15 protein-coding genes are annotated in these 18,394 nt (G+C 44.9%); 6 read left to right on the top strand and 9 right to left on the bottom strand.

Features of this window, described 5'->3' with window-relative positions; all coding sequences use genetic code 11:
• Positions 1-6: 6 nt before the first annotated feature.
• The 5 genes from fusA to ACHFJ9_RS03615 all read right to left on the bottom strand — a co-directional run bounded on the left by fusA (position 7) and on the right by ACHFJ9_RS03615 (position 6,718).
• Entirely contained in the window at positions 7-2,031 is a 2,025-nt protein-coding gene (gene fusA, locus ACHFJ9_RS03635; RefSeq protein ID WP_258689583.1) for an elongation factor G, read from the bottom strand.
• A 293-nt stretch (positions 2,032-2,324) separates the two neighbouring features.
• Positions 2,325-3,317: an N-acetyl-D-Glu racemase DgcA gene (gene dgcA, locus ACHFJ9_RS03630; protein WP_395355286.1), complete on the bottom strand. Its 993-nt coding sequence runs from the start codon at positions 3,315-3,317 to the stop codon at positions 2,325-2,327.
• Positions 3,318-3,367: 50 nt separating this feature from the next.
• A complete protein-coding gene (gene dgcN / locus ACHFJ9_RS03625) occupies positions 3,368-4,372 on the bottom strand; it encodes an N-acetyltransferase DgcN (RefSeq protein WP_395355333.1) in 1,005 nt (334 codons plus the stop codon).
• A gap of 101 nt (positions 4,373-4,473) precedes the next feature.
• Positions 4,474-5,355 carry a LysR family transcriptional regulator gene (locus ACHFJ9_RS03620; RefSeq protein WP_085343285.1) on the bottom strand — a complete coding sequence of 294 codons (882 nt, stop codon included), beginning with the start codon at positions 5,353-5,355 and terminating at the stop codon, positions 4,474-4,476.
• A gap of 154 nt (positions 5,356-5,509) precedes the next feature.
• Complete coding sequence (locus ACHFJ9_RS03615; RefSeq protein ID WP_395355283.1) at positions 5,510-6,718, bottom strand: MFS transporter; 1,209 nt, start codon at positions 6,716-6,718, stop codon at positions 5,510-5,512.
• Between the two features lie 201 nt (positions 6,719-6,919).
• Between ACHFJ9_RS03615 and soxR the strand changes: the two genes are divergently transcribed.
• Positions 6,920-7,351 (top strand): redox-sensitive transcriptional activator SoxR, encoded by a 432-nt coding sequence (gene soxR, locus ACHFJ9_RS03610; RefSeq protein WP_005392679.1) that lies wholly within the window; start codon positions 6,920-6,922, stop codon positions 7,349-7,351.
• Between the two features lie 9 nt (positions 7,352-7,360).
• On the opposite strand, the gene ACHFJ9_RS03605 is transcribed toward soxR, so the two are convergent.
• Both ACHFJ9_RS03605 and ACHFJ9_RS03600 read right to left on the bottom strand, forming a co-directional pair.
• Positions 7,361-7,756 (bottom strand): DUF2391 family protein, encoded by a 396-nt coding sequence (locus ACHFJ9_RS03605; RefSeq protein WP_005373896.1) that lies wholly within the window; start codon positions 7,754-7,756, stop codon positions 7,361-7,363.
• A 13-nt stretch (positions 7,757-7,769) separates the two neighbouring features.
• Positions 7,770-8,615 (bottom strand): tetratricopeptide repeat protein, encoded by an 846-nt coding sequence (locus ACHFJ9_RS03600; protein WP_172605937.1) that lies wholly within the window; start codon positions 8,613-8,615, stop codon positions 7,770-7,772.
• 200 nt (positions 8,616-8,815) lie between these two features.
• On the opposite strand from ACHFJ9_RS03600, the gene ACHFJ9_RS03595 reads away from it, so the two are divergent.
• A complete protein-coding gene (locus ACHFJ9_RS03595) occupies positions 8,816-9,286 on the top strand; it encodes an ASCH domain-containing protein (RefSeq protein WP_395355280.1) in 471 nt (156 codons plus the stop codon).
• Between the two features lie 50 nt (positions 9,287-9,336).
• Here ACHFJ9_RS03595 and ACHFJ9_RS03590 read toward each other — a convergent pair whose 3' ends face one another.
• Entirely contained in the window at positions 9,337-9,924 is a 588-nt protein-coding gene (locus ACHFJ9_RS03590) for a bifunctional 2-polyprenyl-6-hydroxyphenol methylase/3-demethylubiquinol 3-O-methyltransferase UbiG (protein WP_237310749.1), read from the bottom strand.
• A gap of 89 nt (positions 9,925-10,013) precedes the next feature.
• Positions 10,014-11,531 carry a phospholipase D family protein gene (locus ACHFJ9_RS03585; protein ID WP_046873810.1) on the bottom strand — a complete coding sequence of 506 codons (1,518 nt, stop codon included), beginning with the start codon at positions 11,529-11,531 and terminating at the stop codon, positions 10,014-10,016.
• A gap of 518 nt (positions 11,532-12,049) precedes the next feature.
• Here ACHFJ9_RS03585 and ACHFJ9_RS03580 point away from each other — a divergent pair.
• The 4 genes from ACHFJ9_RS03580 (at position 12,050) to ACHFJ9_RS03565 (ending at position 18,204) form a co-directional block, all read left to right on the top strand.
• The gene (locus ACHFJ9_RS03580) at positions 12,050-13,207 is read left to right on the top strand and encodes an efflux RND transporter periplasmic adaptor subunit (RefSeq protein ID WP_047008042.1); all 1,158 of its coding nucleotides are present in this window, start codon (positions 12,050-12,052) and stop codon (positions 13,205-13,207) included.
• Positions 13,208-13,220: 13 nt separating this feature from the next.
• Positions 13,221-16,373: an efflux RND transporter permease subunit gene (locus ACHFJ9_RS03575; RefSeq protein ID WP_395355277.1), complete on the top strand. Its 3,153-nt coding sequence runs from the start codon at positions 13,221-13,223 to the stop codon at positions 16,371-16,373.
• A gap of 341 nt (positions 16,374-16,714) precedes the next feature.
• The gene (locus tag ACHFJ9_RS03570) at positions 16,715-16,981 is read left to right on the top strand and encodes a hypothetical protein (RefSeq protein WP_046873807.1); all 267 of its coding nucleotides are present in this window, start codon (positions 16,715-16,717) and stop codon (positions 16,979-16,981) included.
• A 389-nt stretch (positions 16,982-17,370) separates the two neighbouring features.
• Complete coding sequence (locus ACHFJ9_RS03565; RefSeq protein WP_053808077.1) at positions 17,371-18,204, top strand: hypothetical protein; 834 nt, start codon at positions 17,371-17,373, stop codon at positions 18,202-18,204.
• Positions 18,205-18,394: the final 190 nt, after the last annotated feature.

Raw genomic sequence — 18,394 nt, 5'->3', positions numbered from 1 at the left:
AGGGAATTAACCTTGTTGAGCACTGCCTTGGCAGACTTGTTTTTGCACTGCTGGTGGCGCGGGCTCGTAATGGCTTAAAGTCATACTAAAACTGCCTTCACCACCCGTGATAGATCGCAATCGACGAGCGTAATCTTGCAACTCGTTTACTGGCGATTTGGCTTTCAACAACGTGAATTGGCTATCAATCGGTTCGGTGCCTTCTATTAATCCTCGATTACCTGACAAATCCCCAGACACGTCACCGACGTTTGTGGTTGGGACGTGTAACTCCATTTGGACAATTGGCTCCAGCACAATAGGATCAGCGTTGTTGATCGCATCTAAAAAGGCTTTCTTACCTGCGATGACAAACGCAATTTCTTTCGAATCGACGGAGTGATATTTACCGTCATAAACGGTGACTTCCACATCCTTAATTGGGTTGCCAGAAATCGCCCCTTCTTCGAGTACTTGTAAAATACCTTTTTCGACCGCGGGAATAAGCGCGGTTGGAATGGCGCCACCCACCACTTTGTTGATGAACTTAAATCCAGCGCCACGTTCGAGTGGACGAACCTTCAATTGCACTTCACCAAACTGGCCTGCACCGCCACTTTGTTTTTTGTGTCGATAATGCCCTTCGGCAGGCTTGGTGATGGTTTCAAAGTATTCTACGCTTGGTTGGCAGGTTTCGACGTCCAGTTTGTAAACGTTAGCCATCTTTTCTAATGCGACTTTGAGATGAAACTCCCCTTGGCCGCTGATGATGGTTTCGTTGGTGCGAGCGCGATGTTCGATGCGCAGCGAAGGATCTTCACTGGCGATTTTATTCAGTACATCGCCTAATTTTTGCTCATCTCCACGCTTAAGAGGCTTCAAGCACAAAGAATACATGGAGTCAGGAAGGTCCAACGTTTTGAGTTGAACACCATCTTCTTCGTGAGAGTCATGAACGATCGAATCGAATTCGAGATCATCCACTTTGGCTAAAACGCAGAAGTCGCCCGCAAGCGCACGAGGGATCTCGGTTCTATCTTTGCCCTGCAGTTGATATAAGTGCCCAACTTTAAATGCCTTATTGCTTTCGCCAATATAAAGCTGGCTGCCCGCATTGATTTCACCCTGATACACACGTAAGTAGGCAAGTTTTCCCATATATGGGTCGACGCTGACTTTGTACACGTGTGCGACGGTGTGCTCTAAAGTTTCGCAATTTACTTTGATTTTTTTGCCGTTCTTTTCCAATAGAGGAGGGTTACCTTCGTTTGGCATGGGCATGATCTCCGCCAAGGTACGAAGCAGAAGCTCGACGCCCGCGCCGGTTTGTGCTGAGACAAAACAGACCGGAATCACATGTCCAGTTCTCAGTGCTTCTTCAAATGGATCATGCAGTTGCTCTGCGGTGAGTTCGGAACCTTGTTCCAGATACAGTTCCATCAGTTCTTCATCGACTTCGATAACTTGGTCAATCAAGGTCTCATGAGCTTCATCTACCGTCGCAAGTAAGGTTTCTCGTCCCAATTCTGGTTCGAAATAGCAGTCAACTACAGATTCCCCGTCAGCCGAAGGTAAGTTGATCGGCAAGCAGTGGTCCCCAAAATGCTCAACGATGTTCTCCATCAATCTTTCTAACTGACTACCGTGGTTATCGAGCTTATTGATGATGATCATCTGACATTTTTGCTGCTCTTTAGCAAAGGTGAATAAGCGATCGGAAGTTTGGTTTAGTGGGGTTTGAGGGTCGATGACAAGGGCGGATGTTTCAACGGCAGGAAAGACGCTGATCGTACGGCCAAGTAACTCGTTTTGTCCCGGAGTGTCGATGATATTGAGCCGGTGTTTATTCCAGCGCAGTGCGACTGGCGTTGCTTCAATACTGTGTTGATATTGGATGGATTGAGGGTCGAAGTCGGTAACGGTATCGCCTTTTTCTACGCTGCCTAAATGGTGAGTGGCATCGCAGGTGAAGAGCAGTTTTTCTATCAGCGTGGTTTTACCGGTCCCGGTTTGGCCGACGAAAGCGATATTGCGTATTTTGTTTATAGGCATAGAGCCTCCTTGCAAGATGGCGTGAAAAACCTACGAATTGCTAGGAAGTGGGCTGCTATAGAAACCCACGCACTGCATTGGAGTAGGGCGGGATTACCGCCTATTCGTCTTCCATGTCATTTTCCGGATGACTCGATGCATAAGACCACCTTCTTGGACTACTGTAATCTTAGCATGCCGTAATAACCGTATAATTTATGTGATTTATTTCATGATGGGACTGATTGTTTTTTAATCGAGATCATAAACTCAGAGGTTCTGACTTTTGGATCAAAACCTCTGGATTGTTTAGGCTATTTGGAAAGAACGATTTCGCCGTCGCGATAAACCAAGCTCGGCGTTACATCTTGTCCGAGCAACACCGGGCCATCAAGATCGACAACGCTCGCCTGAGCAGCAATGGGTAACGCAGCACGCATCGCCAGCGACGTCCCCAACATACAACCGGACATGAGGCTAAAACCGAGTTTTTTTGCATCGTCGGCCAGCAATAATGCTTCACTGAGCCCGCCCGTTTTATCTAGCTTAATGTTCACCATTTCATATTTGCCAACCAACTGAGGTAATTGCTCTCTGGTGTGGCAACTTTCATCGGCGCAAAGTGGAATGGGGTGCGGAATGCTGGCGAGTACGTCATCACGGTCTTGTGGCAACGGTTGCTCGATCATGGTGATATTAAACGGTTCGAGTTGATCAAATACCGTCGCGAGGTCGAAGTTTTGCCACGCTTCATTCGCATCTAAGACAATTTGCGCGTGCGGAGCGCCATCGCGTACTGCTGCAACGCGCTCAATCACGTTTTCACCATCCAGTTTTACCTTAAGCAGTTTTGCGCCTTGGCTAAGGTAAGCTTGCGCCTGTTTTGCCATCGCTTGCGGCGTGTCGATAGAAACCGTCATCGCCGTCACAATCGCCTCAGGTAACGTAAAGAGGTCGTGAACCTGCTGCTTTTGGCTCAAAAGCGCGTGAAGATGCCAAAGCGCGCAATCCAATGCATTTCTTGCCGCTCCTGCGGGCAATAACGATTGAAGCTGGCTTTTGAGAGCCATGACATCAGCTTCGCCTTTGGCATACAAACTTTGCAGTTCATGCGCGGCGTGAGAAATCGCCTTAATTACCGATTCAACTGATTCACCATAACGAGGGTATGGCGTGCATTCTCCTTGGGCGATCATGCCTCGATGTTCAATTGTCACGCGGACTACGTGGCACTCTGTCCGACTGCCGCGAGAGATGCGAAATGGTGTCGCCATAGCAATCGTGACGGGTTCTACATGAATTTTCATCTCACTAGTTTTCCCTAAACCGCAGTTATTTTCTAAACCGTAAATGTTTCCTAAATCGTAAGGATCTTATCTGCAACCGCATCAACGCCAAAACGCACAGGGTCGGTGACGGGCACCCGATATTTTTCGCTCCAATCCTGGCATAGCTGGGCTGCATCTTCTTCGCTGATCGCCGAAGTGTTTAAGCAAATACCCACTAATTGAGCTTTTGCATTTGTGAGGCGAGCAGCGGCCAGATTCGCTTCTATCGTTTGTTCAATGGTTGGCAAACTCGCATGTGGCAAGTTGCGGATGTGCGGGCGACCAATCTCATGGCACAGTACCAGAGCGTCCGCTTGTGCGCCGTGAAGTAAGCCCAAACTTACGCCAGCAAACGAAGGGTTAAATAACGAACCTTGCCCTTCGATGATGTCCCAATCGTGATCGGTGAACTCAGGGCTGATCGCTTCTACTGCGCCGGAGATAAAATCGGCAACTACGGCATCAATTGAAATGCCACTTCCTGCGATGAGAATTCCGGTTTGACCCGTTGCTTTGAACTCTGCACGACAGTTTTTACGCTTCAATGCATGCTCAATGGCAAGGGCAGAGTACATTTTGCCAACGGAGCAATCTGTTCCTACAGTAAGTACTCGCTTGCCTGCGCGAGCTTTGCCATTGCCGACCTTGAGCGGGGCATCATAATGGCGAACATCATACAGTTTGGTTAATCCGCGTTGTTCTAGATCGGCAAGAGGAGAAAGTTCCGCCAAACGTTGGTGCATGCCCGATGCAATTTCAAATCCCATCTCTGCCGCTTCAAGTAAGGTTGCTTGCCAAGCTTCGGGAATGACGCCTCCTGGATTTGCCGTGCCGAGCACCAGCGTTTTTGCTCCTTGCTGCTGCGCTTGTTGTAGTGTCATGTCGGTTAAACCAAGCGATACGGTTTCTGGCGTCAGGCGGATTTGGCCAAGACAAATCTCAGGTCGCCATTGGTATATGCCACGCGCGGTTTTTGCTGCGAGTGGATCGGTTACATCGCCAAGAAAGAGTAGGTAAGGTTGAGCAATTTGCATGATGGTTCCCTTCGTCATCGTTATTGCTCATTAATGTAGCCAGACTGATTTAGGAAACCGAATGCTTATTTGTTAGGCAGGTATAACTTCAGGTTATACCTTTAAACCATCTGTTGTTTTAGGGCGGTGATAAATTGCTTTGTCGCAATGGATTGAGGCGTGTGCTCTGCGAATAAAATAGAGACAGAGAAGGACATATTTGGCTCCAAAGCATGCACGGAAACGGCATCATCTTGGCGATATTGTTTTGCAGTCCATGGGTCTACAATGGCGAACCCTGCTTGGTGTTTCACCAGTTCAGCCGCCGCGGAGTAGCTGCGTACGGTGATGGCATGTTGATAATGCTCGTCACGCGCCGACAAGGTTTGATGCAGCAATAAGCCCAGAGGGTCTCGGCTATCTAAACCGATAATGGGTAAATCGTGACTGATGAGTTCTTCTAAAATAACGACTTTTTCTGCGGGTATCGCTGCGCTTTTAGGAGCGATCAGTGCTAAGTTTTCTTTCAATAACACGTGCCCCATGATCGCTGGTGGTGTTTCTTCACCGAACGCGATGGCGACATCCAATTCATGTTTCAGCAACCCGGAGCACAGCTCATCGCGATTGGCCGTTAAGAGCTCAAAGGAGATGCCGTGCTCTTTCGACAACAACGCGACAGTCGGCGCTAACAAGTGCGCAGCCAAAACAGGCGGGGCACCGACTCGTAAATGTTGAGTTCCCTGTTTGACTTTGTTGGTCAGAGAGCGAAATTGTCCGAGTTGTTGATAGACCTTTTCTGCCTCTGGCAATAAGGCTTTGGCTTCTTGAGTGGGAACGAGACGTCCCTTTACACGCTCAAATAAAGCGAAGCTCAGTTGTTGTTCTGTATGGGCGAGAACTCGAGTGACATTAGGTTGGGAAACGTGCAGTAAGCGAGCAGCACCAGACACCGTTCCTGCTTGCATAATGGCGTAAAAGACTTCCAATTGTCTTAAGTTCACTGCGAATTCCTTCTGCTCATGTTGGTCGCCTCAGAATACCCAACCTTGCTGATGAGCGATAGAGGCAAAAGTGCTGGCGTAAAAAATAGTAAGACGATGTTGGTTGCCTTCCTATCTCGCTTTTTCAATTTCTCAACTTCTCAATTTCTATGTTTCACTTTGCTGCTGCATGAAGGGGCAGATCGTTAAACGGCTCAATGTCTCGGCTGAGTAATCCCATCAATACCACTGCTAATACCATGACAACAGCTGCGATTGCAAAACCGTATTGTGTTAGCTCGTAATGACTCAACATCGCGATTAATACATAACTGAGAGATTGAATGGTGGTGGAAAACATGCTGATGCCGCCATCAACACGACCACGTTGATGAACCGCTACGGTGTGATGCATCCAGTTGACTCTCGCAATGCGATTTAGCGCGTTAAACACACCAAACAGAGCTGTAAACAATAAGATGGTCAGCGGGCTTATCGCAAAACTCATTCCGATAAACGCCAGAGATACCATGACCATCGAAGCAAACATAATGTGGCTATGGGAGGCACGGCTTAGCACTTTGGTGACAATAAAGCCGGTTAGCAACGAGCCGAGGCCAAAACTGATGTTGAACCCTGCAAACCAATCGCCAGAGATGCCTTGTTCAGAAAACCAAATCGGCACCAGTTTGCTCAAATACGTCAATGCAGGATAAGAGAGGCAAGAGAGCAGAATAAAGCCATAAAATCGGGGTTCGAGACGGAATATTTGTTTGCTCTCTTTGAGTTGCGTGATGAAAGCAACGGATTTTGATGCCCTTAATTGTTGAGTATAAGGCGTCAGAATATAGAACATCGCTGCTAACGCAGAGGCGCTGGCCGCAAACAAAGCAAACTCTTTCATACCCCACATTTCAAGCAAAACAATACCCAACGCGCCAGCTCCGAGGGTCGTGGATTGCATTACAATTTCTTGCTGACCCGAAATTTTCGCATACTCATGGTGCTGATAATTTTCTTGGGTGAAGGCATTGTTGGTCGTCCATGCAAAATTACTCGAAACCCAATACACCAATTGCGCAAAAGCCAGCAACCAGTGTGACTCAAACCCTAACCAATAAGCAATGAACACCACCAAAGCCATACCCGATTGAATCCATTGATTGAGCACGAGTAGTACTTTGCGTGAATGTCGGTCAATTAAAGTGGAAAAGAAAGGCGTTGCTAGAAAAGAAATCGCGGTGCAGCTCAGAGAAACTAAAGCGACGAATGTACCCATGTTAGGTTCGGAAAGCATGACCCATGGCAGTGCCATCATGAACAAGCCAGAGGAAATGCTGTCGAATAAGCGGCCAGCTAAGTACGGCTGAGTTTTATTTTTCATTATGTTTGCCTCTAACTCCCGATGGATTTCAAAAGGTTGATGTCCAACTGTTCTGTGTTTGACAACCAAGTCGTTCGCGCTAAACACATTATCTTGAGATCGCCGGGGTTTAGCGTTAATTAAGATGGTGCAACTTTAAAACCTCAAGTAAACTTGAGGTAAAGTATTTTTTTAACAAAATTGATACACAGGGAGTCAAGGATGGAAATCAGCGTAGGAGAAGTGGCAAAACGTTCTGGAGTGAAAGTATCTGCCCTACATTTTTACGAGCAAAAAGGACTAATTTCGAGCTGGAGAAATCAAGGGAATCAGCGTCGCTATCATCGAAGTGTGTTGCGCCGTGTTGCGGTGATTAAAGCGGCACAGCAAGTGGGGTTGTCGTTAGAAGAAATCAAACATGCGCTAGATGAGCTGCCGAAACATCAAGCGCCAAACAAACAGCAATGGGAAGTCATGGCGAGCCATTGGCATGAACAGTTGGAGCAAAAAATTCAAAAGCTCAAAGCCCTGCAAAACGATTTGGGTGGATGCATTGGCTGCGGGTGTTTGTCGTTAGAAACCTGCGCGCTGCGAAACCCAGAAGATGTGTTAGGCAAAGACCACTCGGGTTCTAACTTAACGTTAGAAGAGTAGGTGTTATTCCTATTCTTTGTCGAAACTGTCCACCACGATCGCGCCCATTGACGCCGGCATTGTGATGACGATGACCCGTTTTATCGCAACCAAAGGCTCATTCATTAGTGGCAGCTTATCAAGACAGAAAAGAACTAACGCCACCACAACGGCCGCAATGAGGTACGCGATAACCACACGAAAAATAAAAATGGATACGCGATTTTTGATGTGGCTTTGGAACACGCTTTGATAGGCGAAAAAACTGAGGAAAATGACAGAAAGGCTTAACAGCATGAGCAGGTTTGCCATTGGCAAGCTTTCACCCAGTCGCCACGCCTCTTCAGAAAAAGAGATGGGTACGGCGAGGGCAAAAGCGCCAACCAACACTTGGCTGGCGTCTTCTAAGTTAAAGTGACTACTCATGCTGCTCATTCCATTATTCGTTTGCTAGGTGTAAGAGCTTTTCAAAGCGCTCGTTACCATGCAGCAATTCGAGGTCTCGCTCTTCGGCAAGCAAGTCACGAATAGATGGGCTGTATTCAATAGCGCGTTCCAAGTCTTCAATGGCTTGCTCTTCAATGCCAAGACGAGAGTATGCACAAGCGCGTTGATACAGTGCAGGACCATTGGTGTAATCGACTTCAAGTACGCGGTTACAGATGCTCAGTGCCCAGTGGTATTCGTTGATTTCCATCGCGGCGTCTGCTTTGTAAGTCAACGCTTCTAAATCACCTGGGCGAATCAGCAAGATCTCATCATAGATTTCAATACGTTGCTCTGGTGTTTGTGAGCTTTGTGCACGCAACCATAAGTTATGGATCTCGTTGATTTTCTCAATTTCTTTATTGTTTTCACTGATAATTCGAGTTTTGCGTTTTAAATCTCGCTCCAGTGCTACAAATTTCTTCTCGTATTCTTGGGCGATCTTTTCTAATCGTTTATCCGCCATCTCTTTGGTGTTGTGTTTAAACTCACGCAGAGATTGCCAGCCTACAAAGGCGATCAGCGATGCGACACCTGCGATGATGTAGAAGAAGTAGGTTACGGTCACGTTGGCATAGTTCAACGATTTATCCGCAACCGTCAGCTCGCGATCGGTGATCTCTGTGATCATTCGTTTTTCTAGGCTCTGATAGTCCTGACGCAGTGCTTTTAGCTCATCTAAAATATAGCGTTCCATTAATGGTCTATCTAACAGATCCGATTCTGAATACTTTTCGTCCGATGCCATTGTCGGCAAGGCAAGTATCAGCGAGAAAAAAATACTAATAAATAAGCGCATAAAACGTCCTTTCACGAGAAGAGTACAGATAGACCATGCAACAATAGCAAATAGCACAAACGTTTAGCAAAGTTATTACAAAAGAAATAATTGTCGTCTACGTAAAAGTCATATTCTTGTTGTTTTTCAGTTTGTTCCTTGTGGTTATTTGTCGAGATATCTTTTATTCTCCTTGCGAATTTATGATTAATGGAGTGAGCATGGACGCGCGAGCTAAGGATTACTTAGAGCAGTATCTAAAAGTATTATCACCAGAACAAAGAGCAGCCGTACCATCAGTTAGTGCTGACTATTATTGTGCCGATGAATACAACGCCAACGTATGCGCCGATTTGGTTCGAATTGGACAGAAAACCGCCTCTTGCAGTATGGAGCTTTGGTATCGAGAGCATGGCGAAAGCATGCCACAAGTGGGTCATTTACAAGTCGTCATGAATTGGAACGGGGCCCCCGTTTGTGTAATACGAATTACTGATGTCAGCACATGCAAATATGAGGATGTAACCGCAGAGTTTGCCTACGCAGAAGGCGAAGGTGATAGAACCTTAAACTGGTGGCGTGACGCGCATACTGCATTTTTTAAAGCTGAATGCGATGAGTTGAACATAGATTGGCATGAGAAACGTACGCTAGTTTTGGAACGTTTTGAAGTGGTGTATCCAGTCAATTAATCGCTGATAGCAGCACTGATTTGAAGTGCTGCTTTCTTGAGAGACCGCTTTTAGCGCTTGCGAGCGGTCACACTAAACATGTGCCAGTGTTTTGGGCTTCCGACTACTGTGGTTCCGTCTTCATCTCTTTCATTCAATGAAATGAGTTCGTAATCCGCGAATAAACTTTCCACTTCCTTTTTCGTTAATGCGGTAATGTTCGGATGCATTTCTGATGCAACCCAGGAGTCTTTTACTCCTAAGAAATCACCGCAAAAGATACCGCCAGGTTGTAAGGCACTGTCTATTTTGGTCCAAACTTGCTCAAAGCCTTCGTCCGGGCAAAAGAACAAACTGGCATTCGCGATAACCAGGCTGCATTGAGGGTAGTCAAACTCAGTAAAACAGCACTGTGAAATTGAGAAACGCTTCTGGCCTTCAAAGCGTGTTAAACAAGTTTTTACTGCATCTCCATGGCTATCAAATGCGTGAACGTTAAACCCCTGTTCGAGGAGGAAATGACTGTCTCGACCTATTCCGCAGCCAATATCAAGAGCGACTTTGCTCTCGAGTTTCAGTAGGTTTACGGCATTTTCTACGTTTGGGCGGTGAGGTTGGTTTAAAATTTTCTGATAGTACTCGTTCCATTGTGCTGACATTGAACTTCCTTGTATTTATTGTGTTTCCCCAAATCTAGTGTCCATTCTTGTATTGCTTTATCGGGGAGGTTTTGAAACATTGGCAATTGTTATAGCTGATCTTCAATTGGCAATATGCCGGAGAACCAAGCGCCCATTTTTCGCCATACTCCGGCCTCTGGTTCAGAATCATATTCTTTGCCTGTTTTTATGTCAGTCCAGACAATGTCTCCGTCGCGCAGAGTTAAGGCATAGGCGTTATTCGACAATTGATTCGGCAGTTGTTCTAGAAACATTTGCACATATTCTGGCTGTTCGATAACAACGGCCATTTCGGTATTCAAAGCGGCTGAACGTGGATCCCAGTTCATCGAGCCAACAAACAGCGTTTTGTCATCAATCGTCATTGCTTTTGCGTGTAAACTTGCTCTGCTGCTCCCCGTGAGGCTCCACTTGCTTTTGAGTTTCGCGCTCGCTTTTACTTCCCATAGCTTGACCCCAGCTTCGAGTAGGTCTGTTCGATATTTTGCGTACCAACCATGCACGGCAAACACGTCGTTAGAGGCGAGACTATTGGTCACTATCGTGATATCAACACCTCGCTTGGCCGCGTTACTCAATGCTTGAGTGCCGACTTCGGTTGGGACGAAATAGGGGGAGATAAGAACAAATGAATGTTCAACACTTTTAACCAGCTCTGTTAAATTATCAATAAGTTGGCTCTCTCGGGTCGCAACTTTATCGGGTAAGTCAAACCATACTTTTGCTTCTCCCCAGTAGAGCTTGAGATTGCCTTGTTTGAGAGCTTGGTACATATCCAGTTTAGTGAAGTCATAACGGCCGGTTGAGAACTTTTCCTCTAGCTGGAGTTTGTCGACCTGCTTTTGAATCGCCAGGTCGGTAATTTGCTGTGAGTCCGGTGTTATCCATTCCATTGGTATCGCATAGGCGCTATTCCAATAGAGGTCGAACTGATCTGCAGTTTGTTGTACCGCCTCACCATAGAGCAGTAGATCAAAATCACCAAATTCGACTTGTGATTCAAAAGAAAAGTACTCATTGCCGATATTCCTACCCCCGACAATGGCAGAAACACTGTCTGCAATCAGAGATTTATTGTGCATACGGCGATTAAGACGTTCAAAGTCACTGGCAAGTGCGAACCAGCGGGAGTCGCGATACTGATGCGGATTGAATAAGCGGATTTCGATATTAGGATGTGCATTGAGGGCTGCCATCACGTCATCGTTTCGCTTTTGCATATCGTCAAGCAACAGCCTTACTCGGACTCCACGCTTTGCCGCTTCATACAAGCGCCACGTTATTAGCTGACTCGTTTCGTCACCACGGTAAATATAGTATTGAAGATCAAGGCTTTTTTGTGCGGACTCGATTAAAGAGGTGCGAGCAAGAAGGGCATCGTGTCCTTGATTTAACGGGGAAAAGCCAGTTATTGACTTTGGGTCTTTCCCGTAAGCTTCAAAGTACTGTGCAAGCACGGAGTCACCTTGATACCCAAGTTGGAAGCTAGTGGATTTTTCACTGGGATCGTTCAATGACACGGATGAACATGCCGACAAAATTGTGAATAAAGAAGGGAAGAGTAGCTTAGCGAGTGTATGTAACAAAGTACATTTCCTTGTCTTACAGAGTGTTACTTATCGGAAATTATAGACCTAAGTTGCCGCAGCGTGCATCCAACAAGGTTGGATAACGGGCTATTAATCAATGAATTGTCATGTTCTCGGGATTAAGTTCACCTTTTTGAACGCAGATAATTATTTATTTTAATTATGATTGTGTCTGAATTGGTCATAATCACTAATATCTGGTGATTATGACCAATAGCACACTGGTTAAAATAGTTGAGTAATAATAACTACTTGAATTTTAATAAATAAATGCCTGGCACGTCCCTTGCTATTTAAAAGAAGAGTTAAGTCAGGGCAACTTGCGAAGCTAGTTAATTTTTTGTTAAATTTATTAACTTTGAATTGGCAATAACTCTGTAGTTAGCAACCGAAAAAGCAAGGTACGCGCTGCTTTGACGTCTATTCAAATGTAATTCCCTCACCATCATGCTTACAGGGAGTCAAAGATTTAATAAAAGCATGGTGATGAAAACAACAATAAAAAAGGATTTTCGATGTTAGCAAAACCCGTATTACGTTGGCTTTTACCTTTCGTTGTCGTTGGTGGATCTTATGCAGGATATGCTGCAATCGCCGCGACAGCTCCGGAAAAAGAGTCAACCAAAGATGCCATTACAGAGCCTACCGTTCAGGCCTCTTCTCTTTTTCCTACCGATCATAAAGTGGTGATAACCAGCCATGGTGAGTTAGTCCCTTTTGAAAAAACACACCTTTCCGCGCAAGTCAGTGGTGAAGTGATAAGTTGGCACCCTAATTTTGTAACGGGTGGGATCGTGAAACGAGGAGAAGTACTGTTCACGATTGAAAGTGACAACTACGAAGCGTCGGTTTTGCAAGCCGAAGCCAATTTAGCTAGCGCACGTGCGAGCTTAATTGAGGAGCAAGCCAAAGCGGAAGTGGCAAAACGCCAGGCCAAGAGACTGAGCGATAAGCAAGTGACAGACCTGTATTTACGTAAGCCTCAGGTTTTGAGCGCGCAAGCGCAAGTGAAGTCGGCTCAAGCAGCACTCAAACGAGCAAAAAGAGATTTAGAAAATTGCAAAGTCGTTGCACCTTACGATGCGCTGGTTGTTGAGCGTGACATTGGTGTTGGTCAATTTGTAACATCTGGCTCTCGAGTTGCAACGCTAAATAACATTGAAGTGGCGGAGGTGCATGTACCAATTGCCGGTTTTGATAGTGCATTTTTACCCGAATCCATTGGTGAGCTCACCGCGACAGTGACGCAGCAAGGTGTATTTTCTACCACTAGAGAAGGTCGAGTTGTTCGTGATTTAGGCATGATTGATAGCGCTACCCGAATGATTAACATGGTCATTCAAATCGCTGACCCATATGGTATTGATAATCAGCAGCCTCCAATTAAATTTGGCTCCTACGTTGAAGTGAGCTTCACAGGTAAGGAGCTAAAGCATATCTATCGCCTGCCGCAGGAATTAGTCAAAAATCGCACGGTATGGGTAGTGAATGGTGAGAATCAACTTCAACCTCGGACGGTAACGGTCTTGAGAGCAGAAGGTGAGTTTTTACTCGTGGGGGAAGGCTTAGAGCAAAGTGATAAGTTGGTACTTACCTTGCCGGAGTACCCTCAAAAAGGCATGGCGGTACAAATCGCAAAAAAGAGTGACGACTCCGAAACCGTCGTACAGTAAGTAGGAGTTTGTCATGGAAGATACTAAACAAAAGGGCTTAATTGCTTATTTTGCGAATAACCCCGTCGCTGCCAACCTTTTGATGGTGTTCATCATCATCATGGGTGTGGTGAGTTTTCTCTTTATTCAAAGGCAGATGTTTCCGAACATTGAGGTGAACTACATTGATGTTCGTGCGACTTATCCTGGCGCTTCACCTCAAGAAATTGAAGAAAGTATTCTCGTTAAGGTTGAGGAATCGATTAAAGATGTCACCGGGATTAAAAAAACGGTCTCAACGGCCTCTAGAGGTAGCGCGTATGTCTCTATCGAGGTAGACGTTAATGCTGATATCAAGCGTGTCTTGGATGATGTAAATCAACGCATTGATACTTTATCCAACTTACCTGCCGGCATGGAACCGATCAATGTCTACCAAGTTGAGTGGCGCCAAGATGTAATCGAAATGGGGTTAGTTGGGGACCGACCGCTTGAAGAGCTCAAACCCATTGCTAAGCAAGTCGAGGATGAATTACTTCAACTCAAAAATGTCATGTTGGTGTATTTGAGTGCACCAGAGGAAGAGATAGCGATTGAAGTTGATCCACTCGTTCTTCGTAAATACGACTTGACGTTGAGCGATATCAGCAGCGCGATCAGTCGTTATTCTGCCAACTTTTCTGCGGGCGAAGTCAAAACAAACTCAGGGATGATCGCAGTAAGGATTGAAAATCAGTACTACCGTGGTGATGAATTTAGGAATATTCCTGTAAAGCTTGGCGCAAATGGTGCGAAGGTTTTACTGCAAGATATCGCCACGATCAAAGATGGCTTTACGGAAGAAGAGCGCTACTTTGAATACTCAGGGCAAAATGCGATCTACATGTCTGTTGAAGCGACTCGTGATCAGAACATTATCCCTGTTGCCGAGTCTGTTCGTAATTATATCGAAGCAAAAAACAAGACATTGCCGCAGGACGTTAAGCTCAAAGTCTTAGTGGATACGACCTATTATTTAAATGGTCGTCTCGACATGATGTTGAAAAACTTGCTGCAAGGCGCAGCTTTAGTGGCGATTATGCTGACCATTTTCTTGCGCTTTCGCTTGGCAATGTGGGTAATGATTGGGCTGCCAGTGTGTTTTCTTGGCGCGGTGATGATGATGCCTGCATTAGGGATCACGGTAAACATCGTATCTCTTTTTGCCTTCATTATGGTGCTCGGTATTGTGGTCGATGACGCCATCGTGATGGGAGAGAGCGCCTACAGCGAAATTGAAGAAAAAGGCGGTGGCGTCGAAAATGTGGTTCGCGGTGTCAAACGTGTTGCCACGCCAGCTACTTTTGGCGTTTTAACCACAATTGCCGTGTTTGCCCCTTTCTTGTTGTCTAGCGGTATTGACAGTGCTTTCTTCTATGGTATTGCGGGCGTTGTGATTCTTTGTTTGATCTTCAGTTTGATTGAATCGAAGTTAATCCTTCCTGCTCACCTCGCACATACCCACTTTAAGCCAGTTAAACCTGGTGGCTGGCGTGACCGATTTAACCAACGCTTTTTTGGCTTTGTAAACGGCACTTATCGTAACTTTGTCACGACATGTACGCATTGGCGCTGGACAGTGTTTGCTGTGTTTTGCGGTTTACTGCTGATCAGTGCGGCTTTGATCAACGCGAATTATGTTCGGGTGATCCCTAACCCTAAAGTGCCTACTGACTATCCTGCGATCACTATTGAAATGAACGATACCGTTTCAAGCGAGCAGACAATCAGCGCTCTTAAGACCATCGAACGTGTGATGCAAAAAATTGAATCAGAGACCATCGCAGAACATGGTCAAGGCATGATTCGTGATGTGCTTTCGTACAACCGAAGCCGTACCGAAGGCCGTGTTTTAGTGCCATTGGTTGATGAGGAATTACGCCCGTTCAATACATTTGAGCTTGCTCGACGTTGGCGTGAAGCTATGCCAGTTATTCCTGGAATAAAGAGCATCAAAATCCGTGAGCAGAGCGCGGGTGGTGGTGACAGAGATGAGTTTGGTTACTTGCTGTTTGGTTCTAATATTAATGAATTGAACGAGGCCGGGCGTTACTTGATAGAGCGTTTACAGCAGGAAGAAGGGTTATACGATATTTCATCTTCTATTGATTCAGGAAGCAAAGAAGTTCTCCTTTCTCTTGCGCCTGTAGCGTACGATCTCGGGCTGGATCTCACCATGATCGCAGAGCAAGTGGGTGGCAGCTTCTACGGTGGTGAAGCACAGCGTCTTATTCGTGATGGTGAAGAAATCAAAGTTATGGTGCGTTACCCGCAACTGACACGTGAAGCATTTTCATCATTACGTTACGCTGTGATTACCACGCCAGCAGGTAAGAAGGTCATGCTGGGTGATGTGGTTAAGATCAACGAGCAGCCGGGCGTGAGTAGCATTCGACGTGAAGGCGGGTATCAAACCGTTTATGTCTATGGTTCGATAGACGAAGAATTGGTTGAACCTCAAGAAATCGTGAAGGTCATTGACGACAATATCTTACCGGACATGAAGCAAGTCTTCCCGAGTGTGAAAACGGAATTGGGTGGTGATATTGAAGAGCAGGCAGCACAGCGTAATGAACAGATTCTGTTCTTTATTGCAGGCATGATCATCGTCTACATCTTGTTAGCCGTACCGTTAAAAAGTTACACCCAACCGTTGATTGTAATGTCAGTCATTCCATTTAGTCTGACGGGGGCGATTTGGGGCCACTTCTGGCTAGGTTTGGATATCAGTATGATGTCGACATTTGGTTTGATCGCCGCTGCTGGCGTGGTTATCAACGACTCTCTAGTTATGACAGATTACGTAAACCAAGTGAGAGAAAAGGGTATGAACATCAAACAAGCGGTGGTTGAAGCGGGCTGTGCACGCTTTCGAGCGATCACGCTCACCTCCATAACGACGTTTGCGGGTGTATTGCCGATTATGTTTGAAACGAGCTTGCAGGCGCGTTTTGTCATACCAATGGCTGTAGCTTTGGGCTTTGCGGTGTTGTACGCAACGGTTCTGACTTTAGTGCTGGTGCCTTGTTTGTATTTAATGCTTGAAGATATTAAAAATATTTTCAGATCGATTAAGGGGTTTATTCATCGCTTTATCAATCGTTTCAGAAAGTCGCCAGTGACGTCGAGCGTTGAAGTAAATATATAGAGTTAACAAGCTTGATGTTAACGATTAGGAGCAGCCTTCGGGCTGCTTTTTTATTTCTGTATTTTGATTCAAAGCAGTTCTAGAGTGGGTTGTTACGTAATTTATTCGATGAAAGAACAGCGAGAAAATCTCCTGATAAACTATTCTTTTTATGAATACTTTTGCGTGTTTAATTCTCTTGGTTAATTTAACACTTGGTTAGCGAAATTTACCAGATGGAGATAATGATGAATATATTGCCTTGGTTAAGTTGTTGAAAAATAACAAAATAAAAGTTGGCATCGTATGTGCAGTATATAAATTGTAACTAAAACGAACTGCTAATCCTCAAGGAGCTTATTATGAAAAGCGTATTTCTATCTACTCTAAGTCTTATTGTTGTAATGTCATCACCAATCGCTGCTGCTAACACTTTAGACAAAGAGGAGTGGAGCTCAGATTTACGTCAGGACTTTTCTGAAATGAAGCATGAAGCTGTAGCAGATATTCAGCAAATGAATATGGATGCCATCCACGCACGCGATGAGCGTATCGTGAAAAACATTAAAGATGAGCAAGAACAGTTAGTAAAGGTAACGTGCCACAAAGAGAAAGCAAGCAAGTCATAACTGCCGATAAAGAGACTAACAGACGAAAATGAATCCAATACGAGTTCAGTGCTAGTTAGCAGTAAGCATTGACCTTTTTGCTCTACTTGCCAGCCTTTTAAGGCTGGCTTTTTTGTTTCTCATTTCATAGGTGGTCTCAGAGCCTCAAGCTTATTATCAATCGTTGGCGTGTTTGATGAGCTATCGCTGGAGCGGATGTAACTTTTAAAAGTGTAGATTTCAGTAAACTGGAGGCGATGTTAGATATTTTAAATTTAGAAAAGATCCGTTCTCCTTTTTGACCTTCATCATACCTTAGTATGTGCCTTACCTTTACTTGAATTAGAACTCATATTGCAGGCTCTCGTTTAAAGGTATTGATGCATATTTAAAGAACAAGAGTTAGAAATATGGGCCTTATTAAAACTTGTAAAGATGGCTTTCGAGGAAAGCCAGATTTTTCAAACTTGCTACATAATGTATTCCAGATAGATGACTTAGTATTGTCATTTGAGTGTCCGAACAATATATATGAAGGGCATGTATACCAAGATCTTGTGGAGTTAAAACAATTCGATGTTGACTCAAAAGAAGAACGGCATGAAAAGTTAATAAAATTGGCTTCTATTTATTTCTCATTTCAAAAAAAAATATTAAACCCTCTATTACCTATAAATAAACAAGGTGGTTTATATATTAGGCTAAGGATCAAGTCTGCCAATGAGGATATTAGTTCCGTCAATCAATTGTCTTCATTCATAGAAAAAGAGTATGTGGAGTTTTATCATGCTCTAGAGTCTCCTGAAGGATCTAAGAAAGGAGATCATACAGAGATGATGAATGATGCTATCGATTACGCAAATCATCGCTGGGGATTAAAGCCGATAAGCGAAGAAAAAAAGAGAGCGAAAGAAGAATTTCTCGTAGGAGAGTTTCTTCGCGGCTACCCCCCAATTAAATGCCAGGCTATTGATGTTGGAGAGAAAACGTACTCAAAATACGTAGAAGGTAACTTGGAGTATAAGAAGGACTATCGAAGAGTTTACAATTTGCATATTAAAAATGAGTTTTACTTTAGTATCGAGTTTTTATACGAAATCGAGCCTATGTTTGCTCAAAAAAAGTTTTTAGATTGGGTGAGAAGTGCTGATGAAACCTTTGAGAAAAAGGTGTTAGAGTTACTAGAATTGTCTCCGCTTGTTGATTCGTATACTACCTCCAAGGTAGAGAGATTGACCAAATAGAATTGATCCTGTGCGCTCTGACTTTCAACTTAAAGAAAAAAGCCCGCAAAGAATTTCCTCTGCGGGCGTAATAAAGGGCACCAAATTGGGTGTCTATTCATTTTGGAGGTGGTCGAACGTCCATATAAAACTGACAATAGGCTTGGTGAGAGGCTTACCACCAGCGCGACCAACGGAGCTAAAGTTAACA

The sequence above is a fragment of the Vibrio sp. D3 genome (assembly GCF_043995865.1).
GTDB classification, from domain to species: domain Bacteria; phylum Pseudomonadota; class Gammaproteobacteria; order Enterobacterales; family Vibrionaceae; genus Vibrio; species Vibrio diabolicus.
Note: the sequence above shows the minus strand (reverse complement) of the source record. Positions and strands in the feature narration are given on the sequence as shown.